22 protein-coding genes are annotated in these 25,341 nt (G+C 42.4%); 9 read left to right on the top strand and 13 right to left on the bottom strand.

What is annotated here, in order from left to right:
* Positions 1 to 78: 78 nt before the first annotated feature.
* The 10 genes from R2Q80_RS14675 to R2Q80_RS14630 form a co-directional block, all read right to left on the bottom strand.
* On the bottom strand, positions 79 to 597 hold the full coding sequence (locus R2Q80_RS14675) for a hypothetical protein (RefSeq protein ID WP_316800314.1): 519 nt from the start codon (positions 595 to 597) through the stop codon (positions 79 to 81).
* Positions 598 to 730: 133 nt separating this feature from the next.
* Positions 731 to 1,639 (bottom strand): tRNA (adenosine(37)-N6)-dimethylallyltransferase MiaA, encoded by a 909-nt coding sequence (gene miaA / locus R2Q80_RS14670; RefSeq protein WP_316800313.1) that lies wholly within the window; start codon positions 1,637 to 1,639, stop codon positions 731 to 733.
* Positions 1,626 to 2,429 carry a hypothetical protein gene (locus R2Q80_RS14665; RefSeq protein ID WP_316800312.1) on the bottom strand — a complete coding sequence of 268 codons (804 nt, stop codon included), beginning with the start codon at positions 2,427 to 2,429 and terminating at the stop codon, positions 1,626 to 1,628. The genes miaA and R2Q80_RS14665 overlap by 14 nt, the downstream gene beginning before the upstream one ends.
* A gap of 57 nt (positions 2,430 to 2,486) precedes the next feature.
* Complete coding sequence (locus tag R2Q80_RS14660) at positions 2,487 to 2,849, bottom strand: hypothetical protein (protein ID WP_316800311.1); 363 nt, start codon at positions 2,847 to 2,849, stop codon at positions 2,487 to 2,489.
* A 50-nt stretch (positions 2,850 to 2,899) separates the two neighbouring features.
* Positions 2,900 to 3,994, bottom strand: coding sequence for an MBL fold metallo-hydrolase (locus R2Q80_RS14655; protein ID WP_316800310.1), 1,095 nt, complete (start codon positions 3,992 to 3,994; stop codon positions 2,900 to 2,902).
* A 113-nt stretch (positions 3,995 to 4,107) separates the two neighbouring features.
* Entirely contained in the window at positions 4,108 to 5,664 is a 1,557-nt protein-coding gene (locus tag R2Q80_RS14650; protein ID WP_316800309.1) for a SusD/RagB family nutrient-binding outer membrane lipoprotein, read from the bottom strand.
* A 26-nt stretch (positions 5,665 to 5,690) separates the two neighbouring features.
* Positions 5,691 to 8,990 (bottom strand): SusC/RagA family TonB-linked outer membrane protein, encoded by a 3,300-nt coding sequence (locus R2Q80_RS14645; RefSeq protein ID WP_316800308.1) that lies wholly within the window; start codon positions 8,988 to 8,990, stop codon positions 5,691 to 5,693.
* 279 nt (positions 8,991 to 9,269) lie between these two features.
* Complete coding sequence (locus tag R2Q80_RS14640; RefSeq protein ID WP_316800307.1) at positions 9,270 to 10,430, bottom strand: FecR family protein; 1,161 nt, start codon at positions 10,428 to 10,430, stop codon at positions 9,270 to 9,272.
* A gap of 126 nt (positions 10,431 to 10,556) precedes the next feature.
* Positions 10,557 to 11,147 carry an RNA polymerase sigma factor gene (locus R2Q80_RS14635; RefSeq protein ID WP_316800306.1) on the bottom strand — a complete coding sequence of 197 codons (591 nt, stop codon included), beginning with the start codon at positions 11,145 to 11,147 and terminating at the stop codon, positions 10,557 to 10,559.
* Between the two features lie 231 nt (positions 11,148 to 11,378).
* Entirely contained in the window at positions 11,379 to 12,731 is a 1,353-nt protein-coding gene (locus R2Q80_RS14630; RefSeq protein WP_316800305.1) for a Gfo/Idh/MocA family protein, read from the bottom strand.
* A gap of 149 nt (positions 12,732 to 12,880) precedes the next feature.
* On the opposite strand from R2Q80_RS14630, the gene R2Q80_RS14625 reads away from it, so the two are divergent.
* Complete coding sequence (locus tag R2Q80_RS14625; RefSeq protein WP_316800304.1) at positions 12,881 to 13,894, top strand: LacI family DNA-binding transcriptional regulator; 1,014 nt, start codon at positions 12,881 to 12,883, stop codon at positions 13,892 to 13,894.
* Positions 13,895 to 13,912: 18 nt separating this feature from the next.
* Here R2Q80_RS14625 and R2Q80_RS14620 read toward each other — a convergent pair whose 3' ends face one another.
* Positions 13,913 to 14,866, bottom strand: coding sequence for an AraC family transcriptional regulator (locus tag R2Q80_RS14620; RefSeq protein ID WP_316800303.1), 954 nt, complete (start codon positions 14,864 to 14,866; stop codon positions 13,913 to 13,915).
* A gap of 77 nt (positions 14,867 to 14,943) precedes the next feature.
* Between R2Q80_RS14620 and R2Q80_RS14615 the strand changes: the two genes are divergently transcribed.
* On the top strand, positions 14,944 to 17,007 hold the full coding sequence (locus R2Q80_RS14615) for a TonB-dependent receptor (protein ID WP_316800302.1): 2,064 nt from the start codon (positions 14,944 to 14,946) through the stop codon (positions 17,005 to 17,007).
* A gap of 27 nt (positions 17,008 to 17,034) precedes the next feature.
* The gene (locus R2Q80_RS14610; protein WP_316800301.1) at positions 17,035 to 18,144 is read left to right on the top strand and encodes an HmuY family protein; all 1,110 of its coding nucleotides are present in this window, start codon (positions 17,035 to 17,037) and stop codon (positions 18,142 to 18,144) included.
* A gap of 95 nt (positions 18,145 to 18,239) precedes the next feature.
* On the opposite strand, the gene prmC is transcribed toward R2Q80_RS14610, so the two are convergent.
* A complete protein-coding gene (gene prmC, locus R2Q80_RS14605; protein ID WP_316800300.1) occupies positions 18,240 to 19,094 on the bottom strand; it encodes a peptide chain release factor N(5)-glutamine methyltransferase in 855 nt (284 codons plus the stop codon).
* Positions 19,095 to 19,173: 79 nt separating this feature from the next.
* On the opposite strand from prmC, the gene ribD reads away from it, so the two are divergent.
* From ribD to R2Q80_RS14585, 4 genes are read left to right on the top strand one after another with little or no spacing between them, the layout of a single operon-like run.
* Positions 19,174 to 20,229, top strand: a complete 1,056-nt coding sequence (gene ribD / locus R2Q80_RS14600) for a bifunctional diaminohydroxyphosphoribosylaminopyrimidine deaminase/5-amino-6-(5-phosphoribosylamino)uracil reductase RibD (RefSeq protein ID WP_316800619.1) — start codon at positions 19,174 to 19,176, stop codon at positions 20,227 to 20,229.
* On the top strand, positions 20,226 to 21,092 hold the full coding sequence (locus R2Q80_RS14595) for an EamA family transporter (RefSeq protein WP_316800299.1): 867 nt from the start codon (positions 20,226 to 20,228) through the stop codon (positions 21,090 to 21,092). The genes ribD and R2Q80_RS14595 overlap by 4 nt, the downstream gene beginning before the upstream one ends.
* Positions 21,079 to 21,693 (top strand): YigZ family protein, encoded by a 615-nt coding sequence (locus tag R2Q80_RS14590; RefSeq protein ID WP_316800298.1) that lies wholly within the window; start codon positions 21,079 to 21,081, stop codon positions 21,691 to 21,693. Before R2Q80_RS14595 ends, R2Q80_RS14590 begins: the two co-directional genes overlap by 14 nt.
* A gap of 16 nt (positions 21,694 to 21,709) precedes the next feature.
* Entirely contained in the window at positions 21,710 to 22,570 is an 861-nt protein-coding gene (locus tag R2Q80_RS14585; protein WP_316800297.1) for a nucleoside phosphorylase, read from the top strand.
* An 80-nt stretch (positions 22,571 to 22,650) separates the two neighbouring features.
* Here R2Q80_RS14585 and R2Q80_RS14580 read toward each other — a convergent pair whose 3' ends face one another.
* On the bottom strand, positions 22,651 to 23,697 hold the full coding sequence (locus tag R2Q80_RS14580) for an aldose epimerase family protein (RefSeq protein WP_316800296.1): 1,047 nt from the start codon (positions 23,695 to 23,697) through the stop codon (positions 22,651 to 22,653).
* A 117-nt stretch (positions 23,698 to 23,814) separates the two neighbouring features.
* Between R2Q80_RS14580 and R2Q80_RS14575 the strand changes: the two genes are divergently transcribed.
* Both R2Q80_RS14575 and R2Q80_RS14570 read left to right on the top strand, forming a co-directional pair.
* Positions 23,815 to 24,345, top strand: coding sequence for an RNA methyltransferase (locus R2Q80_RS14575; RefSeq protein ID WP_316800295.1), 531 nt, complete (start codon positions 23,815 to 23,817; stop codon positions 24,343 to 24,345).
* An 11-nt stretch (positions 24,346 to 24,356) separates the two neighbouring features.
* Entirely contained in the window at positions 24,357 to 25,022 is a 666-nt protein-coding gene (locus tag R2Q80_RS14570) for a YdeI/OmpD-associated family protein (RefSeq protein ID WP_316800294.1), read from the top strand.
* Positions 25,023 to 25,341 lie beyond the last annotated feature (319 nt).

Genomic DNA, 25,341 nt, shown 5'->3' with positions numbered 1-25,341 from the left:
ATTTTCATCTTTTTCAAAATGTCCTGAAATAAAAAAAGCCCCGCACAGGTGCGGGGCTTTTTAAACATACTTTGTGGTTTATAAACTAAATCCGTAAGCCAGACGTAAGCCAACATAACCTGTGCTACCACCGTCTCTTGCTAAACCTTCATATTTAACACCAAGATCTAATCCGTTGCTCCAGGCATAGCCTAAAGCCGGAGAATATACAAATGATGTTCCTGCGCCTTTATTGGTTCCAAAACCAGCACCCAGTTCAGCTAATCCATAAACGCCGGATCCTGAATCGTTAAAGAAATATTTGGCACCAACTTTAACCGGGATATAACCAAAATCAGGAGCATCAATGCCTGTGTTGCCAATTTCCTTACCCAGGAAACGGGTATAACCTGCAGTTACCGGAATGGATAATTGTTTATCGACATCAAACTGATAACGTAAGTCTGCACCTAAAGCCACACCGTAAGCGTCACTTGTAGGGATACCACCGATAATTCCTATGCCTAATTTTTGTTTATTTTGTGCGTTTGCATTTGTAGAGATAAATAGTGCTACTACAGCTGCTGAAGTAGCTAGAATTTTAGTAATTGTTTTCATTTTAAGATATCGTTTTATTAGGTAAAATAATATGTGTTAATGGTTACAAAGGCTGTGCCAAAAAGCCTGTTATTTATAGCGAATAGCTATAATCTGGTCATAAACAGCACTTAAAAGAATAATTTAATTTAGTTTAAACCTTTTGCAGGATAAGCTGTTTTAAAAGGTTGGTTTCAGCGCCGGCATTGAGCCAGTTTATGGTCACTCCATCCCTTTCCATCTTCCTGAAAAATGTATTCTGGCGTTTGGCATACTGGCAAATGGCTATACCAAGTTTGTTTCTCAGCTCGTCGAAATCGAGCAAACCGCCAAGGTATTGCGCGATGAACTTATACTCCAGACCATAAAATACCAGCATATCCGTGGTGATTCCTTCAGCAAGCAGCGCTTCTACTTCGGCAATCATTCCCTGGTCGAAACGATCATCCAGCCGCTTTAATATTTTAGAACGCGTCAGGTTGACTTCACTCTTCAATCCGAAAACCATGGGTCTCAGTTCAGGCCGTTCAACTGCCTCAAGTGTGTTCGATTGCAGGAAAGTTTCTATTTCAATTGCCCTGATCAGTCTTTTCTTTGAAGAAAGATCCACCAGGGGCAGATGCTGGCTTTTGCTGATCATGGTTTGAAGTGTTTCCTTAGAAAGAAGGTCAAGTTCTTTTCGGAGTGCTTCATTTACCGGTACAGCAGTGAAGGCCTGGTTTTGGAGCAGGCTATGGATATACATTCCGGTTCCGCCACACAATACGGGGATTTTACCTTTTGCAGTGATGCTTTCAAAAGCCTGGTAAAAATCATTTTTGAAGGCATCCACATGGTACCTTTCTCCCGCATCCAGGATATTGATTAAATGATATGGGATGTTTCGACTGCCGAGCAAATACTCGCTCAGGTCCTTTCCAGTGCCAATATCCATTTTGCGGAATACCTGCCGGCTATCGGCACTGATGATCTCGCTGTTCAGGGCATGGGCAACCTGAACCGCAAGCCGGGTTTTTCCGGAAGCCGTGGCCCCCAGGATAATGATCAGGTTAGTATTTTCCATCCTTGCATTTCCATATAAATTTCAGACTACCGGTATTGAAAACTTCCTTACCGCTGGTACAAACATCCGTTTTTAATTTACGTTTCCCTTCTCCATCGAGGTAAAAATATTGTGGGTCAATGGCATTAGTGAATTCGAAATTCAGCTTGTTATATGCTTCTCCGGCCGACCAGTCCCGGTCGGCGTAGCTCATGATATCATCTGGCTGATATTGATCTGCAAAGTGTTTGAGTAGTTTACTTAATCCACCTGTTACAGAATAACCAGCCTTCACCGCAAAACGAATCAGTTCTGCAGACTTATAGTTGTCGCTATGCTTCATTTTGCGCAGGGCCGAAAAGGTGGCTACGGCTACAAGACTTTCTTTTTCGAACAAGCCCAGTTTGTAACGGCTGCTCACGCTTCCCTGCAGGTGATTTTGAGCTAGAAATAAATCTGCGACAGGTTTGTCAAGTTTAACCACCCTGGTTTTTCTGCCATGAATCCGGATGTTATCTCCCAAAAGGGATTTTATTCTGGCTAAAACCTGCGGAGACCGCGTTTGCCAAACATCTTCCCATAAATGAATGCATTTTTTTTGATGGAGATGATAGCTCTCCTGCAGCCTGATGAGCTGAAAAGGATGACATTGATTATTCAGGGGGATGAGATTCAGGTAAAGCTGATCCTCGTCGATTACGAGCAACCGAAAGCCATCTTCATGAATAAGACGGCCCTGTAAACCTTCGTTTTTCAGTTCAGATTGTAATAGTGAAATCCAGTTGGTTGCTGTTTGAGCTGCTTTGTTCAATCGGGTCAGTTTATCCGGCGACTTGTAGTCACCGGATGCAAATTTAAGAACAGAATCTTAAATCCACTCTTTTTCCTTAAACTTTGAATGAGCTATCTCTATAAGGGTTTCCACTTCTTTGCGTTTCGTATCATCGAGCCTGTTCGTTTTTAAACCAGATTGTTCAGGACTAAATTCCAAAAGCTCGTCCTTTCCTGCGGAAAAAACAGTGGAGTTTATCTTAACTTCTACCTGATCTCCGTTGATATAGATACCAGCAAAAAATCTTTCTGTAATGGTTCCACCGCTCTCTTCCACATTTTTTTCACTGTATAAATCGTATCCCGATTCTGAGTTTTCATGCACGGTATATCCACGCGTGGCATAAGGTTGCAGGCCAGCCCTGATGGTTTGAAATATTTCGGTAAGATCGGTTTTCATAGCTTATACTTTAAGCATAAAACACCAGTATGCTGTTTTTGTTTAGGGTTTTAGGCTTGAAGCCACCATTTCTCTTCAGGCATATATTTATTGAGGATAACGGTCTCACCCAGCTGTGGAGTCACCATCGGGAACTGCAGCTTTTCTGCAGCTGCCACTACCCTTTTTACAGGTTCATCCCAGCTATGCATGGCTAAACTGAATTTGGACCAGTGTACGGGCATCAGTACTTTTGCTTTCAGATCTATTGCGGCCTGCACGGTTTGTTCGGGAAACATGTGTATATAAGGCCAGTAGGCATTGTACTGCCCGCATTCGAGTAGGGCGAGGTCGAAGGGACCGTATTGGTTGCCGATTTCTGCAAAATGGGTATCATAGCCAGAATCTCCTCCCAGGAAAAGTTTCGATTGCGCGGACTCCAGTATGAACGCCGACCACAAGGTTTGGTTCCGCCTGAATTTTCTGCCAGTGAAATGCCGTCCGGATACAGCGGTGAACTTCAGCTCATTGAATAGCGTAACCGACTGCTCCCAGCATAATTCATTAATTTTTGAGGCCGGTACACCCCATCTTTCCAGGTGTGAGCCTACTCCTATAGAGGTGACTATGGATTTACTATTGGGTGCGATTTTTAACACACTCTGGTAATCCAGGTGGTCATAGTGGTCGTGGGTGATGACCAGTACATCGATATCTTTAAAATCGCCAGCCTGTACAAAACCAGTGCCCTTGAAAGCTTTGCTCCCTATGAAAGAAAATGGCGAGGGGGTTTCACTGAAAACAGGATCGACCAGAATCCTGTATCCGTTGATTTTAATCAGGTAGGAAGAATGTCCGAACCAGATGAGCTCCACCTCATCACCAGCTGCTTGGCTACTGAGATCGGGTTTGATGAATGGCAGCGGATTGGATGGGGTCTTATCCCGGTTCTTATTGAAAAGAAAAGCGTTCAAAAGGGTAAAAAAGCTTACACCCTCCGGTTGCATTAAGGTTGGCGATAGGTTTTGCAGTGCGCCATCCCTGTAATTTGATAAATGTTGAATATGGTTAAGGCGAGTGCCGGTAGGTAAGCGACCGAAAACAGGCAGGTTGAGTACTATGAACACCACTAGTGCCAGGATAAGGAATATATAGATAAAGATCATCTTAAAATTTTAGAGCGCTAATTTATATAAATAGAAATTAGCTTTACGTCAGCCCAAAGCAAAAAAAGCCCTGATGAACTCAGGGCTTTTAAAGGTATTATTCCGGCTTTTGTTTATTTTAATAACCACATGATCTGGTTATTATCATCATTCCCCCCAAACTGGCTTGCTATGGCTGCAGCAAGGTTCACTGAGTTATAACTCAGTTCGTTTGACGGATACATCCAGCGTAAAGGTAAACTGGTTGAAGGGGTGTTTAAGTTTGTTGAGGTATTGAGCTTAAATACCGGGTAACCTGTTCTGCGGTTTTCGAACCACGACTGGTATTTATTTCCCTGCAGAAAGCTGGCCACATATTTCTGCGTGATGACCTGACCAATCTGCTGGTCGGTAGTACCTGCCAGTGCTACTGTAGCCGGAAAGGCATCAATGTAGGCGGCATCCATTTTCATGTTGTGGTGGTAGTCGGCCAGGTCGGGTGTATTGGCCGCAATGAAAGTCATCGATGATTTAATTCCATTGGCGTAATAGGTCTGGGCTGCTGTGCCAGAAATCCATCCTCGAAGTGTTGCCTCTGCAAGAATGAACTGCAGGTCCCAATAGTTAAAAACCCCTACCGGTTCTGCATTCACCAGATTGGTGTAGCGGTTATTAATATCTGCATAGTCCTTGCCTACCCTGATGGTTTGCAAAGCGGAAAACGCATCAGATGGCTCTACGCCCGGATAGGCGGCCTTATCTGATTGGGGAAACCCGGCAGTTATTTTGATGGCAGAGGGTTTAGCATAATAAAACAAACGCCTGTCGTTGGTAACCTTAAGCGGATCTAGCAGCACATTGCTAAGCATGGTATAGTTTGATTTTACAAAGGAGTTTCCTGAGCCCGCGGGTACATCACTCCAGGGATAATTTTGTCCGGCTGTAGCATTATAGGCCAGTGCGAAATTATCGTTGTAGTCCCTCATCAATAAGCGGTTTGCTACAATGTCTTTAAAGCGATCTATAACCTTTAAGTCTGCATCGGTGGTTTTTTTGTAAAGATTCATTAAAACATGCAGTTCAAAACTGTTCGTTAAACGACGCCATTTTTCGGTGCTTCCTGCAAAGATCGGATCGCCTTCAAATGTTGCACCCTGGGCAAATAAGGCATTGGCCTGATCTAGCTCATCTAATATACCCAGAAAAACAGTTTTCTGAGTATCGTATTTAGGTTGTAGAATCCCGGCCGACTCCCCTTTTACTGCTTCTGTGTAAGGGATATCACCCACCTGCATGGTGCTGATGAAAAACTGCCATGCCCTTACAAAGTGCCCAAGGGCCTGATAGGATTTTCTCAATGCATCGCTGGTAGCATAAGTCTCCATTGGGGTGATATTTCTTAATACGGTAATGCGATCAAAATCTGTGCGGTTAAGGCGATTGTATTGAAAGCCCTCCTGCCCTTCGCCCCAGGTGAGGTATTTGCCCAGCAGAAATGGCTGCATAAATGCTTTTGTGGTACTGATGTCGCTCCGCGTAATGCTCAGGATCATGCTGGTGGCCAACATTGCTGAATTAACCTCAGTGGTTGCATTCGGATTGGTATTAATGGCTTCGAATTTACTGCAGCCACTGCTTATTGATATCAGTATAGATAATAATAAGGTATATTTCAAAAAATTACTTTTCATAACATCTTCTTAAATATGGTTGATCACTAAAAGCCGACTTTAACATTAAATCCGACCATTCGCATGGATGGTGAGTTGAGGTTTTCCGTATCCACATCCGGGTCGGAGTATTTAAAGTTCGTCCACATGAACAGGTTTTGGCCGGTTAGGGAGAACGAAGCATTCTTTAAGCCCAGTTTGCCTGTAACTTTCGCGGGCAGACTGTAACCCAATGATACTTCGCGGAGTTTTACAAAACTTGCATTCTGAAAGCCGAGATCGCCACCCCTGAAATTCTGCGCATAATTTTGATAACCTACCTGAACATCGTTCACCGCATACTGTCTGGTGTCGCTGACAATCTGCCCATATTTATCGAAGGTTACTGTGCCGGAAACGACCTTTACTCCTGTGCCAACGTAATTGTTTAATTTATTTACTACCTGATCATAACGGTACTGGTTATCAGTTTCCGGTGCGGTTCCGGTATCGAACATTTTATCATAGATGTAGTTGTACATCCAGCCTCCTATACGGCCATCAATATTAATGCCCAGCGACCAGTTTTTGTAGCTGAAATTATTGATGAAACCCAAACTAAAATCCGGATCGGTATAACCCAGCACTTTTGAATAGGTGCTTTTGACAGGCACACCATTCTGGTGAATAACATTTCCACTCGGATCGGTTAACCAATACGTGCCTGTATAACTATCCAGTCGTGCGCCTTTTGCCGTCCATAAATTGTCGGGTGAATACTTGCTATCCAGGTCGACATAATACCGGTGCTGATTAGACCAGTTGATGGTTGAATTCCATTGGAAATCGCTGTTTTTGATTACAGTTCCGTCCACTGTGATTTCCAATCCGCGTCTTTCATAGGTTTCGTCGAGGTTGACCAGTGTTGTAGAAAACCCTGATGTGGCAGCAATGCTGGCACTAGCCTGGCGATTATAATAAAGCTTATTAAAATAGGCGACATCAAAATGCAAGCGTCTTTTAAACATATATCCGGCCGCACCAATTTCATAGGTTCTTTGTGAGCTTGGTAATAGATCAGAGCCTAATAGTGATGAAGGATAATTAGCAGAATTGAGTGTGTTCCACGCTGAGGTTGTAGTACCGTATGTCCTATTGATGGCGTATGGATTAAAGGCCGTTTTAAATATAGCCCATGAGCCTCTAAGCTTGAACATATCAATCACCTTGGGCAGATCCACGAGTTCTGAAACGACTACACTTGAGCCTAGGGATGGATAAAAATAAGATCTGGAGGTATTTGGTTGCGACGAATTCCAGTCATTTCTGCCGGTAAAGTCGAGAAATACAGCATCCGCATACCCAATTGAGGCCCTTCCAAACAAACTGTTCAGTTGTTGGCTATTACCTCCCTGCGCAACAGTCGGAGGTTCAACCGAACCAGCAACTGAATAGAATGTTGGAGAAATTAACCCGTTTTTAGTCGTCGCTTCTAAAATTTGATTCTGGAAATAAAAAATAGTTCCTCCAGCTAGTGCGTCAATTGTAACCTTATTTAGTTTCTTTTTATAATTGACTATCAAATCATTATTAGTACTAAACCCCACCGAATCACGTATAGAGTACATCCCTTTCGCATTCCAGCCGCTACCGTTTACGGCGCCACCACGTGTACTGAAGATATTCGCTGTTGGATTTCGGAAAGAGGTTTTATTGTTATAATTATCGTATCCTATTCTTGCCAATACACTCAAATCTTTATTGATGTTATACGTAGCTGTAACATTTGCATTTACGGTGTTATTCTGTATTCCATTGAGTTTTTCGTAAGCAATCAGATATGGATTATCGTACCAGTTGGTGTACATCCAGTTCTGGGTTTTATTTGGAACTTTCCAGTAGTCCTGGTAATCACGGATGTCATACTCTGTTCCCGTCCACATGACCAGCTGATAAAGATAACCCTGATTGTTATAACCGGTTCCCCATACCTGATCTGCCCATCTCTTGCTCACGCCCATGTGTCCTTCCAGTTTAAATTTGTCACTCAGCTTCATTTCACCAGCCATGGTCAGATTTACCATGTTTAAATTTTGGTTCGGAAACTGGCCTTTATTATAAATATCGTTTAAACCGATTCTGAAACTTCCATTCTCTCCCGATTGTGCGATGCTCAGGTTATTGTTCAGTACGATACCATTAGACATGAAGTTCTTTAAATTGTCTTTTCCCTTTGATACCAATGGCATATTATCTTCAAATTGTTTGGTTACCGGATTCCAGTCCCTGGCGGTGCCACCCACATCTAATTTTGGTCCCCAAACATAATCGTTGTCAATTACGCCGTTCTGACCGCGTGCATACGAACTTTGTACATCAGGTATGGCCAGATATCCAAGAGAGGTCATGGTATTGCTATTAAAATCAATAGAGAATCCTTTTCCTGCCGAACCTTTTTTAGTCGTGATTAAAATTACTCCCCCCGGGGCTCTTGAGCCATATAATGCTGATGCTGTTGGTCCCTTCAAAATGTCCATGCTCTCGATGTCATCAGTTGGGATATCTCTTAGTGACATGTTGCGATAAGGCACACCATCAATAACCAATAAGGCACCTTCACCACGTACCTCGATCGTCGGCCGCGCGTTGAATTCAGTCGAGTTTTTGACTACCAGTCCTGACACCCTACCGGTTAACGACGTGCCGACGTCAACACCTTTCACGGTTTGTAAATCTTTTCCGCCAACTCTTTGTACTGCGTAGCCTAAAGATTTTTCCGATCGCTTGATACCCAGGGCGGTAACGACCACATCGGTTAGATCGTTGGAGGCCGGCTGAAGGGAGATGCTGTATTCCCGCTGGGTGTCAATGGCCACTTCCCTGGAGGTATAACCAATGTAGGATATGACCAGCGTGGCGCCGATTGGTGCATTAATAGTAAAAGCACCGTTCCCATCCGTGGTAGCCCCGGTCTTGGTCCCCTTAACTAAAATACTGGCACCCACAATAGGCAGGCCTTTTTCATCCAGTATTTTTCCTTTTATGGCTTCAAAAATCAGGTTCATAACCGGCTCTGATTTGCGTTTCAATACGATTGTTTTATCGAATATTTTGTAGTTGAGCGGCTGGTCTTTGAAACAGATGTTCAACACCTGCTCAATGGACATTTCCTTAACGTCTATGCTCACTTTTTTGGCATTTTTTAGCTCCAGGTTGTCATAAAGAAATACATACTCGCTTTGCTTTTCGATGGAACGAAAAACGACATCGATAGATACGTTCTTTTGCTTAAGCGTAAGGTTCTGGCTGTAAACACTGGCGCTAACCTGACAAAAAGAAGCAAGTAAAATGATTGCAATTAGCTTCATTACAATTAATAGTTGTTTTGTTCTGCTTGCTATGGACGATGCCATATACAAGAATCTACTTAAATTCATACCTTTGAATTTGGGTTTTAAAACATTATGGCTTAGATCAATATTGTTTTCCTGCAGCGGAACTTTCCCCTCAGGAGCGTAAATCCCTAAAATCTGACGGGGGGTGGTACGAACACTTCCCGTTCTTTATTTTGAGATTACCTGGGTGTGACTGGTATTTCTTAATTCATAGCGGTTTGGTTTTTTAAAGATTAGTTTGGTTTTGGTTCTTTATTTAGGATTAATTGTTATTCTTCCCTGTTCAATCCGGCAGTGAATACCTGAGTAAGAAAGCATCCTGATCAGCTCTTCGGCACTTGAATTCCTGGGGATTTTACCCGTATAGGATTTTACCGGTATTTCACCATTATAAATCACTTCAGTATCATACCAGCGGGAAATCTGCCGCATAAAAGACCTCAGATCGGAGCCGGAGAACTGAAAATATCCCTGTTTCCAGGCAATGGCAGCATCGGGATTTTCCATGGTTTTCACTTTTATGTTTGGAGAAGACCTGGCAATAGTGGCCTGCTCACCCGGATGTAAAAGCTCCGTTTTTGTATTATTTTTAACGGCTACCGCACCTTCCAGCAGTGTTGTCCGCTCATCATCCTCATCACTGTAGGTATTGACGTTGAAATGGGTACCCAGCACAGTGATTACCGATTGGTCGGTATGCACCATGAAAGGTTTCAGTTTGTCCTTTGCTACTTCGAAGTAAGCCTCTCCGGTTATCGCTACGTTTCTTTTAGTGCCTGTAAATGCGGTGGGAAATGTAATTGAAGAGCTGGCATTCAGCCATACCTGGGTTCCATCAGTTAAAATTAGATGATACTGGCCTCCCTTTGGGGTGGAGATGGTATTATTTTTAATGCCGGCCGTTGATTGCTGATTGGCGAAATGGTAGGTCACTTCACCACTACTGGTTTTGGTGATGAGCACACCATCCTGCAATGCCAGTTGGCCTTCGGCGCTTTCGTTCAATATAATTTCCTGCCCGTTACCCAGTTTTAAAATCGCATTGTTTCCTCCCGGCTTAATCTGATGCTGGGCGGCCTGATTGGTATTGGGTTTAATAAATGGGTGTATCGGTTTGTGGAAATACAGATAAAAGCCTCCGAGGGCGATGATCAGCAATGCCGCAACCCTTGCAAAAAGGGGAAACAACTTTTTTACGGGTTGTTGTTTATTCGGTGCTGAATGCTGCTGACTGATTCGGCTGATCACCGTTGTATAGATTTCGCTTTTAATCGCGTCAAGATCAGCTTCAGCAGATGAAAGGTCTTCACCTTCAATACGGGCGTACCAGTCTTCAACCAGCAACTTTTCCTCAGCGGTTGCAGTTTGATTGTTGTATTTTCTGATCAGTTGTTTGATGTAATCGTGTTCCAAAACAGTCGCTTTTCTAGGATATACCCTGAAACATGATAAAGTACTATAGCCCTCTTAATATTTATTCAGTTTCCATCATATACCCGGATGCAAAGCAGCATCCCGGGCTGAATAACAATGGGCAGATTAAGACATGTATCTGCTAATCATCAGGGCCAGAAGGGCCAGCGAGGCATCGTATTCGCTCACGCGCAACCTCAGGCGTTGATATGCAGTCTGAAGTTGATTTTTAATGGTTTGTTCGGAAAGGGAAAGTTCTTCGGCAATTTCCCTGATAGATAGGTCATCCTCTTTCTTCATCAGGTAGATTTCTTTCATCCTTGCCGGCATCCTCATCACTTCATCATCGATAATCATTTTGAGTTCCTTTTCCAGGAGGATGTTCTGAGAGTGGTGATCTGCGGGAATTCCGCTTTTAGCTACTTTATTGGCATAGCGAAGTTTAACATCATCGTGTGCGTAAAGTTTTAAGGTTCTATTCTTCAGGATGGCATATAAATAAGCCAGTACGCTGCCTTCCGTATCGAGCAAGTCAATCTTATCCCACAAGCATACGAAAACTTCCTGGGCGAGGTCTTTAGCCACATCCGTATTGTTTACTTTTTTGTATGCCTGATTAAAAATAATACTCCAGTAAGCATCAAACACGAGCTGAAATGCCCTGTTTTTATTTAGCTTTACCAGGTAAAAGAAGTTACTTTCCAATTCCTTATACATATCCAATTCACAATGAGTTAAAAAAACATGTGTTTATTACAGTTGGGGTGTAAAATGATATTATAAAGGGATGAGGTTTACAGGTATTCATGATCGCTTTCAAATTAAAGCAAGTATCATTAAGCCATTATTAACCTATCGTAAACTTAACAAATAAAATTGGAATCAATCAGTTTCATAAATAAAATGTATAAAAGTATCTCCCGGGTTTGGAGAGATACTTTTGTTGGATTAATAATCATCGTTTAACGCAAATACAGGTTTTCTGCTCATCCACCTGCCGCCGGTAAAGTCGGGGAACTCGACGGTTTCATTGCCCAGCTCAATAGATTGCTCACTTAAGGGTGTGATGGCACTCCATGCTGCGGCGTCATATATATCAAGCGGAGTAGGCTCGTTGCGTTTTGCTGCTTCTATGAATGCATGGATCACAAAGAAATCCATACCACCGTGACCAGCGCCCTGGGCATCGTTGCCGTATTTCTTCCAGAGCGGGTGATCATATTTATCTAACCATTCTTTTGCATTATCCCAGGTATGGGGCTTGCTCACTCCTTCCACATAAATACTTTTATTAACATCCATCCAAAGTCCTTTGGTACCCTGAAACCTGAAACCCAGGGAGTAAGGTCGAGGCAGATTGGTATCGTGCTGAAGAATAATGGTTTCGCCATTTGCGCAGTCGATTGTGGTGGTTACGATATCACCCAGTCTGAAGTTGACTTTTGCATTCGGATGGCTTGCTCCGCCCTTATCTACAATATAATTATGCAGACCGCGGGATTTTGTAGCGAAGGAATTGAGTTTAAGGAAACGGTTACCCCGGTTAATGTTGATGCATTGTGCCACCGGCCCGATGCCATGGGTTGGATATAGATCGCCATTGCGGTATACCGAATGATTGGTTCTCCAACGTGCTTCAGAAAAAGCTTTTTCGCCAAATTCAACACCATGGCCGTAAGGATTTACACCATCATTGAATTTCACCTCTCTTAAATCGTGCTGGTAACCGCCTTGCAAATGCAGCATTTCACCAAAAATATCCTGGCGAACCATGTTCAGTGCAGTCAGTACATCACGGCGGTAGCATACATTTTCGAGCATCATTACATGGGCATTGGCTTTTTCTGTAGCATGCACCACATCCCAGTGATCCTGCAGGTTAATTCCCAGAATTACTTCGGTGGCGATATATTTAATGCCGGCATCAAGGGCGCCTAAAATCATGGGTTTATGGAGTTCCCATGGTGTAGCGATGATGACCGCCTTGAGATCTTTTATCTCCAGCATCTTTTTCCAGGCATTCTCATCACCTGTGAAAATCTTAGGCATTGGTTTTCCGCTTTTCGAAATGATGGCTTTACTCATCTGAAGCATTTTGTCATCTACATCACAAATGGCAACCAGCTCTACATCATCACGCCTCAAAACCAGGCTTAAATGGTTTTGTCCCCTCAGGCCCACTCCTATCATCACCACCTTTATTCTGTCTTTAACCTGAGCAGCAAATAAGGTTTGATCAGGAATGGTAGCGATAGCTGCGGTGGTTAATCCGGCGTTTCGTACAAATTCTCTTCTGTTCATTGTTGATTTGGTTTTGTTGATCTTTGATTCTCCGAATGTATTCATATTTTGATGCGAACGGAAAGAAAACGCGTCTAAAAAAGAACGCAAACGTTTGATTAATGTGTAAATTAGTTGATATAAGAATTTAATGTACTTTAGCTGATAGAATGCGATCAAAGCCAACAACCATAAAGGAAATTGCGAGAATATTAAATATTTCTCCTTCTAGTGTATCCAGGGGATTACATGATCATCCCAGTATTGGTGCTGTAACCCGTGAGAAAATAAAGCAACTTGCGAAGTCGTTAAACTACGAGCCCAATAATGCGGCTATCTTTTTTCAGAAAGGTAAAACCTATACCATTGGTGTAATTTTACCTGAACTGTCTGAGCACTTCTTTTCTACAGCAATATCTGCCATTGAAGATGAGGCGATGAAAAAGAACTATACCGTAATCTTTGCCCAGTCGCATGATGATTACGATCTCGAAGTAAGGCTGGTGGAAAAAATGAAAAATCAAAGGGTGGATGGTCTGCTGGTTTCCATCAGTAAAGACACCTCAAAGTTCGACCATTTCGAAAAATTAAGTACTTTCAATATCCCTGTGGTATTTTTCGACCGCATTCCCCCTTTTAAAAATGTCCATTATGTAGCCTGCAGTCTGGAGAGTGCTACTGTGAAGGCTGTAAATTACCTGCTAAAGAAAGGACACAGAACAATTGGTTTAATCAATGGTCCAACTACCCTTTACGCAAGCGAAGAGCGGAAGGAAGGATACATGCAGGCGATTACGTACAACAGACTGAAATTTGATCCTACGCTGGTGGTTAATTGCGATTTAACAGAAAAGGGAACTATTGCTGCTGCGGATGAATTGATTAACCACAAACGGAAGCCGACAGCTATTGTAGCCTTCAATGATTATGTAGCCTTGTTTTTAATCAAACATTTCAAAAAGCTGGAGGTGATTAATGATTTTGATGTGGTCAGTTATGCGAATTTACCATTCATCAGTTACCTGGATCATTGCCCTGTGGCATCTGTAGAGCAATACCCCTATTTGCAGGGACAGAAAGCAGCTAATATTCTGCTGGATCTGATGAGTAACCCCAACGTGGAGAATCAGGCATATTTCAATACGATTGTAGAATCTGATTTGGTGGTAAACGACGAAAACTAGGCTCGTCAAACGTTTGCGCTAACTTTTGTTCAGGCTTCCCGGCAGCAAATTGAAGTGTCGTTTAAATGCGACGATAAAATGTTGCGGGTTTTTATAACCTACCAGAAAAGATACCTCATTTACCTGTCTTCGCTCCTGTTGCAGGTAGAAAAGGGCTTTCTCCATCCTCAGTTTATAAAGGTATCCAAAAACCGTAAATCCGGTAAGTGCTTTAAAACCTTTCTTTAGCTTAAAATCATTAATGCCCGCTTTACGTGAGAGTTCGATGAGTGAAAACGGTTTCTGCAGGTTGTCTTCTACAATTTTCCTGGCGAGCAGTATCTTCTTTACATCATCGTCTTTGATGCCGGCAACCTGTAGATCCTTTGGTTTTGCCAGTAAAAGCAACAGTTGCATTATTTTTGATTCCAGGTAAATCCGTTCGGGCCTGCCGGTGTAAGCATAGTTGCTGGTTTGCTGCAACAATGCTTTAACTTCCAGAGAGACCTGATCCGGGGGAAGGCTGAAAGCGCAACCGGAGCACTCCTGACTTGTTATTTTCTGGAAGTATGCTGACGTGAGCTGGAGATAAATGAGTTCCGCACTTTTTAAAACCTGGAAATCCTGGTAACCTGAACCGTCTAGTTTGGTTCGCCGGATACTTTCGACATCTAATGATCGCAACCCCTGACCGGTGGCAGGGAAGCTTACTTCTCCTTCCAGGCTAAATAGATAGCTAATCTGCTGATCATTGTACTGCAAGCTAAATTCTGCCGGGGCTCCCGTTGCGATACTGATACTGGTGACCTGCACTCCTTCAAACCATTTTTCAAAGATTGAAATCTGGTAATCCGGATGATCTATAACTGCTTTATTCTGTTGTATGCCCGTTTCTGTATTCATATCAGAGGCATGGTTGTTACTGTAAATGACTTTTCCTGTTTGGCGTGCTGAAAGCTGAATCTCCATTTGTTTTAATCCGTGTAGCGGCATTAATTATCCGTTTGGCGTTATCACTTCTTCCTGATAATGCACAAATTTGCACAATTGTTTATAATTAGTCTAAATAAATGAATAAATATTTATCTGTTGCTTTTTTGCTTTGCGGTTTTGCTGCTGCTGCACAGGATGTTAAAGTGGATACCGCCCGGGCGACCGATTTAAAGGATGTGGTGGTAACAGGTCAGTTTGGTCCGCAAACTTTAAAAAACTCCGTGTATAACGTCAGAACAATCAGTTCCGAAAAGATCAGGCTACGCGGGGCAACTAATTTGCAGCAGGTATTAAATACAGAACTCGGATTTAGATTTAGCAATGATTTGACATTGGGCACTACAGACGTATCGTTAATGGGCATGACTGGAAGAAACGTTAAAATTTTACTCGATGGTGTACCGATGGTTGACCGCTCGGATACGAGAGAAAGCCTTGGGCAGATTGATATTAATACAGTTGATCGGATTGAAATTGTTGAAGGGCCGATGTCTGTTGTTTATGGAACGGATGCTTTGGCTGGGGTAATTAACATCATTACTAAAAAACCTGCAAATGCACTTTTTAATGTTAATGCCCGGGTTCAGGAAGAAACGGTTGGTAAAGAATATAATGGATTTACAGGATCTGGGGTACATAACCAGAGCTTAAACCTGAGCTGGCAAAAGAATGGCTGGAGTGCGCTGGCAGGTGGAAGCCATAATGAATTTGGCGGATGGAACCTCCCTCCCAAAACGGCTACACTTGCGCAGTTTAACAGTTGGGGTACCTTTTGGAAACCAAAAGAGCAATGGCTGGGAAATGCGAAAGTGGGTTATAAGAATGACAACTTTAATATCTGGTACCGCTTAGATGGGGTAAATGAAGTTATTGATGTACGCTATGGGATTAATGATCTCGGAAAAGGTAAACTCGCAGCTTATACAACAGACCGTTATACGCAGCAGTTGCAATCGGAATGGCGGATAAACCCTAACCTACAGCTTACGGCAATTGCTGGTTATACCGACTTGCAAAGGAATACACGTACCGTTCTTCATGATTTTACTAACAATACAGAAGAATTAACCACTGCAGCCGGAGAACAGGATGTGGCTAAGTTCAACTCTGCTATTTTTCGCACTACTGCTATTTATAAGCTTAATGATCTGATTTCTTTTCAGCCAGGGTTTGAATATAATCGTGATGGCGCATCAGGACAAAGGATATCTGGAACGCCTGTCATTTCTGATTACGCCTTTTTTGCTTCATCAGAAATCAAGCCGGTAAACTGGATGAATATCCGCCCGGGTCTCAGATTCATCAAAAATTCAATCTATGATGCACCACCGGTCATTCCTTCACTAAACACGAAGTTCCGGCTGAGTAAAACGCTGGATTTAAGGTTAGCTTATGCACGGGGCTTTAGGTCACCGGCACTAAGGGAACTATATTATGATTTTGTAGATGCCAGTCATGTCATTTACGGTAATCCAAACCTGAAGGCTGAAGAATCAAATAGTTTTAATGGTTCGGTGGCCTGGTCGGGTATTACTACTGAAAGTGTTCAGTTTCGCTCTACCCTTGCAGGCTTTTTCAATAAGTTTAAGAACAAAATTGATTTTGCACAAGATCCGAACGATGATGCGGTGACCAGCCTGTTTAACGTGGCTAACTTTAAAACGGTTGGTACCACACTAGATAATACTTTGATCTACAAAAGCTTTCAGGCTAACCTGGGTTTCTCTTACATCGGCAGCTATCATGATTACTCAGAGGATGAGCAGTTCACCGGCAGTAAAGTGATATGGTCTCCGGAAGTTTCGGCAAGCCTGAACTACAAGCTTACCAGGCTAAATGGCGGTGTGAGTTTATTTTATAAGTACACCGGTGATAAACTGGGCTTTCAAACCACCACCGGCGGCTATCAGCAAACCAAAATATCGGGTTTCAGCTTTGCCGACTTCATGATTAATAAGAATATCAGGAAATTCCTGACCATTAACGCGGGAGTTAAAAATATATTCAACGTAACCCAATTAAACAGTACGGCGACTTCAGCTTCATCGGCTAATCCACATAGCACAACCACCGGAGCTGTTCCCCTGAGTTACGGAAGATCATATACGCTTGGACTAACTTATAACTGGAATAAAATTTAAATATAACTAAGAATTAAAAAACAGAAAATGAACAAACTTAACTCAATGATTGCGATAGCATTTATCGCCGTAACATTTGCAGCCTGTAAAAAAGATAGCGACGAACCTATTGTGGTAGTTCCGCCATCAGACGGGAGTACGCTTACACTGAATGGATTAGTTGGAGCAGAACTGGGAAGTGCCGCAGGAAATAGTGTTTATGTTGATTTTAGTACTGATAAGCAAACCGCTGTTGACAGAGATAGTTGGGATTTGGGATTTTATTCAGGATCGGATTTTAAGGTAATTTTAAATTCTACTAATGGCGCCTCTGCTTTAGCGGTGAATAAAACAGATATTAATGCTGTAAGTATTGCTGATTTTGATGCCAACCTGCTTAAGGTTGGACAAGGTGGCGGTGTGTTGACTGCAACTGGTACTACCCCCGTAGTTATCGATGATCCAAGGGAAGCAAGTATTATCAATAAGCCTGTCATTGCTGCAATCTCTGCAACTGATTTAGAAAACAAAGTTTATATCATCAACCGAAAAGGTGGAACCAATACCGTTCTTACCAATGATGAATTATATAAAGTACGTGTTATCAGAAAAGGAACTACAGGTTATACTTTACAGTATGCCAAAGTTGCCGCTACTACATACCAAACTTTGGATATCACGAAAAATACTGAAGCCAATTTTCAGTTTGCATCCTTGGTTAAGGGTACAGCAGTAACTGTTGAACCGGCAAAAGCAAGTTGGGATATTGTTTGGGGATATAGCATGTATTGGACATCTACTACTTCTGCAGCAGGAGTTATAACTCAGTTGCCGTATGCATTCTCAGATTTAGTTTTCATTAACAATATAGGTGGTGTAACAGCAGCATCAATAGCTGTTACCACAAGTTTAACTTATGCTTCTTTTTCAGAATCAAATTTAACCGGAATTACTTTTTCTTCTGCAAGAGATGTAATTGGATCCAATTGGAGATTTACTACAGGGACAGCAATTGGTGTGAATTCGAACGTATTCTATTTAATTAAAGATGGCGTGGGTAACGTTTACAAATTGAAATTTGTGAGCTTTATTTCAAACGATGGCGGTACCCGTGGTAAACCGGTAATCGAATACAAATTGGTTAAAAAAGGATCTTAATATACAGATGCTCCCAATCTCAGCTTTTAAAAATATGTTTTGTTAGTTGGATAGATGCTCCCCGCGATGGGGAGCTTTATCTTTTAAGCCGTCCACTAAACCCGGACGGCTTTTATCATCCTGTCCTTTCCCTGCATATCGGCTTTTAATTCGATGTCAGAGAATTCTTTAGCCAGAAGCATATCAACTGTTTCCTGACCCAGATATTCATTGATTTCGAAATATAACTGGCCGCCATGATGAAGTTGTTTTTTTGCAAAATCAGCAATGGCTTTATAGAAAACCAGTGGTTCCTCATTGCTCACGAATAAGGCCATGTGAGGTTCGTGCGACAGTACATTGTTATGCATCTGCTCTTTCTCTAATTCCCTGATATATGGAGGATTACTCACGATGATATCAAATTTATCTTCAGTTGTATAGTTCAGGATATCGGCATTGATGAAATTAATATCTGTTTTCAGCTGCGATGCGTTTTCTCTTGCCATATCAAGCGCCTGAGGCGAGACATCCATCGTGCTTACCCGGAATGCCGGAAGATACTTTTTGATCGATATGGGAATACATCCGGAGCCTGTGCCAATATCCAACACACTTTTGTTTTTAGTGGAAGAACCAGCATGATCGTTGATGATCCAGTCGACCAGTTCCTCAGTCTCCGGCCTTGGAATCAGCACATTTTCATTCACCTTAAAAACTGACCCATAGAAATGAGCCTCTCCTAATATGTGCTGGATAGGCTTTCCTATTTTAAGGTCGTTTAACACCGTTAGTAACTGCTGAACCTGTATGGGATTGAGTCGTTGATCTTCTGGTAGCAGGAGCAATTTACGATAAGGAATGCCGGTAATATGTTCTATTGCCATTTCAAGCAAAACCTTTGCGTCATCCTCATCATATAACATTTCAAGTTCCAGGATATAATCCTCTTTTAAGGCTCCAATTTTCATTGCTGTAAAATTACTTAATTGACATCATATGGAATCTATTTATGAGTTCAATGAGGCATTTTTTACTATTTTTGCAACAATGACCCATGAATTTTATATGAAACGCTGTCTGGAATTAGCAGCGTTGGCAATCGGTAATGTAAGTCCTAATCCCATGGTGGGTTGCGTCATCGTTGTTGACGGGAAAATCATTGGTGAAGGTTATCATCAGCAGTTTGGAAAGGCACATGCTGAGCCCAATGCGGTTCAATCTGTATTTGATCGTTATGGCGATGCGGCCCCCGGGCTTTTAAAGCAAGCTATTGCATATGTGAACCTGGAACCTTGTGCCCATTTCGGCAAAACCCCGCCCTGTGCTGATCTTTTTGTTAAGCATCAGCTGAAGCAGGTGATTATTGGCAACCGTGACCCTTTTTCGGGAGTAGACGGCAAAGGTATCGAAAAGCTGCGTAATGCCGGGATTGAGGTTTCCAGCGGGATTCTGGATGAAGCCTGCAGGTATTTTAACAGACGCTTTTTTACACGTATAGAAAAACAAAGGCCATACATAATTTTAAAGTGGGCAGAAACGGCAAATGGGTACTTTGCCACCAAAGATGGCCATCAGAAATGGATCAGCGGTGCAGTGGCCAAACGACTGGCACACCAGTGGCGCACAGAGGAGGATGCCATTTTGATCGGCAAGCAAACCGCCATCATTGATAATCCGCATTTGACTGCGCGCGAATGGCCGGGCAAGAATCCTGTGCGGTTGGTGATCGACCGTAATTTACAAATACCTCAAAATAATCACATTTTCAATCAGGAGGCCAAAACCATCATCTTTAACGAGGTTAAAACAGATGTTGAAAATAACATCCATTACATTCAGATGGAAGACATGCATTTTTATCTGGCCCAGAAAATTGCCTTTCAGCTGTATCTTATGGATATTCAATCTGTCATCATCGAAGGAGGCGTGCAGATTCTCCTGCAGTTTTTAGAGGGGGGCCTTTGGGATGAAGCCAGGATATTTACCTCTGCCAATAGCTGGACGGAAGGAATAGCCTCGCCTGCTATCAACGGCCATTTAATCAACCAGGAACAGGTTGGAACAGATAAGCTTTCCATTTACATAAACGCCATAAATAAATGATATTTATTGTTTTAAGTATTTGCTGTAGTGTTACCGTAGCCGTGTTACTGAAACTGGCAAAGCGGTACCAGATCAGCATCATTCAAGCCGTTGCCGTTAATTATTTTGCTGCCCTGTTGCTTTGTTTCTTGTTTTTTAAACCGGACGTTAGCCTGCTTAATGCTGCGGCACCCTGGCAGATCTATATACCCATAGCTATCCTACTTCCCTCTGTATTTTTAATCCTTGCGGCATCGATCAAAAATCTGGGTATTGTGAAAACGGATATCGCTCAGCGCCTGTCGCTATTCATTCCTGTTCTGGCAGCTTTCTTTATTTTTAAAGAAGACTTCAATCAGTTAAAAATCATTGGTCTGGCTGTAGGTTTTCCTGCGATATTTCTCACGTTTCTGCGTAAGGCTGAAACTAATGAAACTAAAGGAAATTGGCTTTATCCGGTATTGGTTTTCGCTGGCTTCGGTATCATAGATGTGCTTTTTAAGCAGATTGCATTATATAAAGCGGTTCCTTATACCACGTCCCTGTTTATCGTGTTTGCAATGGCTTTTGTGGTTGCCCTGGTAATTGTGGTGTTTTTAGCAATCACCGGGAAAATCAGACTTCAACTGGTAAACCTGGCATGTGGACTGATATTGGGCTTATTTAATTTTGGCAATATTCTTTTTTACATGAAGGCCCATAAGGCATTGGCTAACAATCCGTCGACCGTATTTGCCGCCATGAACCTGGGTGTAATTATTGTAGGCAGCATTATTGGTATCCTGGTGTTTAAAGAGAAGCTGACGAAACTCAACTACATGGGTATTTTATTGGCACTGGCCGCAGTAATCATCATCACTTTATCGCAAAATGCTGTTCGATGATACTTATAAAACGATCGAAGGTGCTTCAAAAGGCATTTTTCGTGATAAGGGCAGTAAGTTTCTGGCCTATGCGTACCCTATTCGGTCGGAAGAAGAGGTGAAGCCCCTGTTGTTAAACCTCCGCGCTGAGCATAGCAAAGCCAGGCATTGGTGTTACGCTTACCGGCTTAGTCCCGATCGGTCAGTGTTCAGGATTAACGATGATGGTGAGCCATCAGGTACGGCCGGGCGACCCATCTTAAATTGTTTGTTATCTGCCGATGCGACGAACGTTTTAATTGTTGTAGTACGGTATTTCGGGGGAACGCTGCTGGGTGTTCCAGGTTTAATTAATGCCTACAAAACGGCAAGTGTGGATGCGCTCAACGCGGCACACATCGTTTCTAAAACCGTCAACGATATTTATGAAGTAGATTTTGAATATCTTCAGATGAATGACGTGATGAAAGTAGTGAAAGACGAAGAACTGAAGGTGCTTGATCAGCAGTTCGATACAAACTGCACACTGAAATTTGAAGTCAGAAAGATTAGCTTGAACCAGGTTTTAGCTAAATTTGATAAAATAGACCAGGTGAAGACCAGGTATATACAAACCATATAACTCAAATAACCCCACCATGAAAATAGCTGAAAGTGATCTGATTATCAACCCTGATGGAAGTATTTACCATTTGAATCTGCTTCCCGAAGATGTCGCAGATACGGTGATCACTGTTGGAGACCCAGACCGTGTAGGTGAAGTGAGTAAGCATTTCGACCGGGTTGAACTAAAAAAAGGCAAACGTGAATTTATCACCCATACCGGTTATGTAGGTGCTAAAAGAGTAACCGTCTTGTCTACAGGAATTGGTACCGATAATATCGATATCGTCTTCAACGAACTGGATGCACTGGTAAATGTAGATTTTGAACGCAGGGAAGTCAAAAAAGAGCTAAGGTCGCTAAATATCATCCGCGTAGGGACATCTGGTGCGGTTCAGCCGGATATCCCGATGGGAACGATTCTCGCCTCCTCATTTGGTTTGGGCATGGATGCGCTGATGAACTATTACCAGCAAAATCCATCAGGTAAGGAACAGGATTTGCTGCAAGATGTAAATTCGCATTTTGGCCAGCTCCCAAACATCCATCCCTATCTAACCGCTGCTGATGACACTTTATTGAATACCATTGGTAAAGATTTAACCCATGGCATCACCATCACTGCTCCGGGCTTCTACGCCCCTCAGGGCCGCAAAGTTCGTGCTGAAAATTTGATACCTGATTTTATTGGCCTGATCAATAGTTTTAAAAGCAACGAATACCGGATTACCAACCTCGAGATGGAAACAGCCGGAATCTATGCCCTGGCCAAAGTTTTAGGGCATAAGGCTTTGTCGATAAACGCCATCCTGGCCAGCCGGGTAAAGTTTGAGTTTAGTAAATCGCCCGATAAAATTGTTGAACAAGCCATCAAACTGGTGCTGGAAAGGCTGTGACCTTATGTAGGCTTGATCTTTTCCTTCACCAGTTTTTATTTTGCTTCTGCACGCTTAATCTGCGCTTTCGTAAATATTGTTCAGGAATATAGTGATACTTTATAAATCGTGGTTTGTGTATACAAATCTTCAGGTTGCAGTATCGTCGTCGGGAATTCCGGAATATTCACGGCATTCGGGTGATGCTGTGTTTCCACGCAGAATGCTCCATAACCAACGTAATCTTTTCCGCCTTTACCATTTTTTGCCTTCAGCCATTTAGCGGTGTAAAAATGGGCAACAGGTTCAGTTGTATATACACTGAGTACTAAACCACTGTTCTGCTCAGTTGTTTTACTGGCCAGGGATAAATCCCCATACTCCTTATCCAGTACGAAAGTCTGGTCATAACCTTCATCAGGATTCCAGTCTTTACCGATTTCTTTTGGTTGTGTAAAATCAAGAGGCGTTCCGCTAACGGGCAGTAATCTTCCCGTGGGACAAAAATTGCCATCCTGTTCCAGTGAGTTTGAAGCAAAAATCTGTTGCTGATGTTTACTTACAGTCTCGCCCGTTGCTGAAAGATTAAAGTAGCCGTGGTGTGTTAAATTGATGGCTGTAGCCTTGTCAGTTTCTGCTTCATAGGTTAGTATCAGCTCGTCATTTTCAGTCAGCTCAAAGGTAAGATCTACAACCAGGTTTCCAGGGAAGCCCTCTTCCCCGTCCACACTCTCATACTCCAATGTCACAAATGATTCGTCTTCATCCAGCTCCACAATATCCCAAACTTTTTTGTCGAACCCAACTACACCCCCGTGTAAGGTTTCAGTGCCGTTCGTTTGAGCCAGTTTATAGGTTTCATCTCCAATAGAAAATGAACCGTTTTTAATTCTGTTAGCATACCGGCCTATAACAGCGCCCAGGTAAACACCATTGGCAATATATTCAGGATCAAGGTATTGTTCGATGGTCTCAAACCCCAGTACAATGTCCTGCTTTTCTCCTTTTGCGTTTTTTACGATAAACTTGTTAATGATGGCGCCGTAGTTAAAGATTTTAACATAAGTGCCTTTTGTATTGGTGAGTTCGATGGCAATGATTTCTTCACCATCAATAAATATTCCTGTTGGTATCTGCTGAACGCTCATAATGATAATTGGCTTTGATTTACCCAGCAAACTTAACTGAATTTTCTTTTTTTGATGCAGGATGGACGGAGTTTTTTGCCACGGCAAACCAGATTAATTATTTAATTTTGCGGCCTGATGAGAAAGTTAAAGTTAGATGAGCTGAATCGCCCGGACATAGAAGCGTTTAAAGCCCAGGAGAAACTGCCTGTTATAGTGATTTTAGATAACGTACGCAGTATGCATAATGTAGGATCGATATTCCGCACTGCAGATGGCTTTGCATTAGAGAAAGTGGTGTTATGTGGCATCACAGCGCAGCCACCACACCGTGAAATTGAAAAGACCGCGTTGGGTGCTACCCAGTCTGTCAATTGGGTTCATTATGCCGATACCCCTGCAGCTGTAGATGCTTTTCGTGCTGAAGGTTATGAGATCGTGGCCATTGAGCAGGCGGAAAATAGTACCATGCTTAATACCTTTAAGCCCGATCCGGCTAAGAAATATGCGCTGATATTTGGCAATGAGGTTGATGGGGTAAGTGATGAAGTGATGTCAAAAATCGACGAATGTATCGAAATACCACAATTTGGTACCAAGCATTCTTTTAATATTGTGATATCGGCAGGTATTGTTTTCTGGGATTTCTTTGCTAAATTGAGGCTTTAAAAATGTCCGGGATGGAAAACCTGTTACTTAAGAAACTTCAAATCAAGCCTGCTTATCGGGTTAAAGTGGTAGACGCTCCGGAAAACGCTGCTGCAATATTTGGTGATATCCCCTCTGACGTCTCACTGGTGTACGGTGGAGAAGGTGATTTTAGTGCACTGATTACTTTTACTACTGCTAAATCCACTTTGAACCGCCAGATTGAAGATCATTTACCGCGTATCAATGCGAAAACAATCTTCTGGGTGTTTTATCCTAAAAAATCATCGAAGGTTGAGTCGGACCTCGACCTGATGAAAACCTGGAAAGAGCTGGAGGTGTATGGCTTATCGCCTTGCGCCTCGGCAGCGGTGAACGGGATATGGACAGGGCTCAGGTTGAAACTTTCTACCGAAGTTAAAGCTTCAGGGATGCGCAATGACCACATCAAAAGCAATGAGTATGGAGAATACATCGATCCTGTAAATAAAATTATAAAGGTACCACCTGATCTCGAAGCCCTGCTCAGTAAACATGTAGTGGCCCTTACCTACTTCAACAGTCTGGCCTATTCGCACAGAAAAGAATACGTGTTATGGATTTTATCTGCCAAACAAGAGAAGACGCGCCTTTCACGCCTGGAGAAAACCGTTGATATGTTGCTGAGCAGGAAGAAAAATCCATCTGAAAAAAGCTGATTTTCTAATGCCGATTTAATGTTTTGTACTGAAATACATACAAAATCTGACATTTCCAAATGTTAAAAGTAACATTATTATGTGTTAAATCGACTATCTTAAAAGCCTGATAATATGCTATTTGAATGAATTTGTCTGTTTTTGGCAGGATTTTTTCTCTGATGATGCAAAACAGTGATGTAAAAAAACTGTTAAGACATTAACATTTAAAATAGAAAAAATGAATACGAGAATTACAAAATCAACAATGTTGATTGCTTTATTAGGCCTATCATCACAATTATTTGCACAGGAAGCTACAACGGCTGCCACCACTACT

It is taken from the genome of Pedobacter frigidisoli, assembly GCF_032678525.1.
In the GTDB taxonomy this organism is placed as follows: domain Bacteria; phylum Bacteroidota; class Bacteroidia; order Sphingobacteriales; family Sphingobacteriaceae; genus Pedobacter; species Pedobacter frigidisoli_A.
This window is presented reverse-complemented; position numbering and strand designations above follow the sequence as displayed.

What these genes read in the sequence shown, in the direction of transcription:
- R2Q80_RS14585 (WP_316800297.1), top strand. Translation starts at nt 21,710, where the DNA reads ATGAAAATAGCTGAAAGTGATCTGATTATCAACCCTGATGGAAGTATT.
- miaA (WP_316800313.1), bottom strand. Translation starts at nt 1,639, where the DNA reads ATGGAAAATACTAACCTGATCATTATCCTGGGGGCCACGGCTTCCGGA.
- R2Q80_RS14630 (WP_316800305.1), bottom strand. Translation starts at nt 12,731, where the DNA reads ATGAACAGAAGAGAATTTGTACGAAACGCCGGATTAACCACCGCAGCT.
- R2Q80_RS14610 (WP_316800301.1), top strand. Translation starts at nt 17,035, where the DNA reads ATGAACAAACTTAACTCAATGATTGCGATAGCATTTATCGCCGTAACA.
- R2Q80_RS14625 (WP_316800304.1), top strand. Translation starts at nt 12,881, where the DNA reads ATGCGATCAAAGCCAACAACCATAAAGGAAATTGCGAGAATATTAAAT.
- R2Q80_RS14620 (WP_316800303.1), bottom strand. Translation starts at nt 14,866, where the DNA reads ATGCCGCTACACGGATTAAAACAAATGGAGATTCAGCTTTCAGCACGC.
- prmC (WP_316800300.1), bottom strand. Translation starts at nt 19,094, where the DNA reads ATGAAAATTGGAGCCTTAAAAGAGGATTATATCCTGGAACTTGAAATG.
- R2Q80_RS14660 (WP_316800311.1), bottom strand. Translation starts at nt 2,849, where the DNA reads ATGAAAACCGATCTTACCGAAATATTTCAAACCATCAGGGCTGGCCTG.
- R2Q80_RS14635 (WP_316800306.1), bottom strand. Translation starts at nt 11,147, where the DNA reads ATGTATAAGGAATTGGAAAGTAACTTCTTTTACCTGGTAAAGCTAAAT.
- R2Q80_RS14615 (WP_316800302.1), top strand. Translation starts at nt 14,944, where the DNA reads ATGAATAAATATTTATCTGTTGCTTTTTTGCTTTGCGGTTTTGCTGCT.
- ribD (WP_316800619.1), top strand. Translation starts at nt 19,174, where the DNA reads ATGACCCATGAATTTTATATGAAACGCTGTCTGGAATTAGCAGCGTTG.
- R2Q80_RS14655 (WP_316800310.1), bottom strand. Translation starts at nt 3,994, where the DNA reads ATGATCTTTATCTATATATTCCTTATCCTGGCACTAGTGGTGTTCATA.
- R2Q80_RS14645 (WP_316800308.1), bottom strand. Translation starts at nt 8,990, where the DNA reads ATGAAGCTAATTGCAATCATTTTACTTGCTTCTTTTTGTCAGGTTAGC.
- R2Q80_RS14580 (WP_316800296.1), bottom strand. Translation starts at nt 23,697, where the DNA reads ATGAGCGTTCAGCAGATACCAACAGGAATATTTATTGATGGTGAAGAA.
- R2Q80_RS14650 (WP_316800309.1), bottom strand. Translation starts at nt 5,664, where the DNA reads ATGAAAAGTAATTTTTTGAAATATACCTTATTATTATCTATACTGATA.
- R2Q80_RS14595 (WP_316800299.1), top strand. Translation starts at nt 20,226, where the DNA reads ATGATATTTATTGTTTTAAGTATTTGCTGTAGTGTTACCGTAGCCGTG.
- R2Q80_RS14675 (WP_316800314.1), bottom strand. Translation starts at nt 597, where the DNA reads ATGAAAACAATTACTAAAATTCTAGCTACTTCAGCAGCTGTAGTAGCA.
- R2Q80_RS14570 (WP_316800294.1), top strand. Translation starts at nt 24,357, where the DNA reads ATGGAAAACCTGTTACTTAAGAAACTTCAAATCAAGCCTGCTTATCGG.
- R2Q80_RS14590 (WP_316800298.1), top strand. Translation starts at nt 21,079, where the DNA reads ATGCTGTTCGATGATACTTATAAAACGATCGAAGGTGCTTCAAAAGGC.
- R2Q80_RS14575 (WP_316800295.1), top strand. Translation starts at nt 23,815, where the DNA reads ATGAGAAAGTTAAAGTTAGATGAGCTGAATCGCCCGGACATAGAAGCG.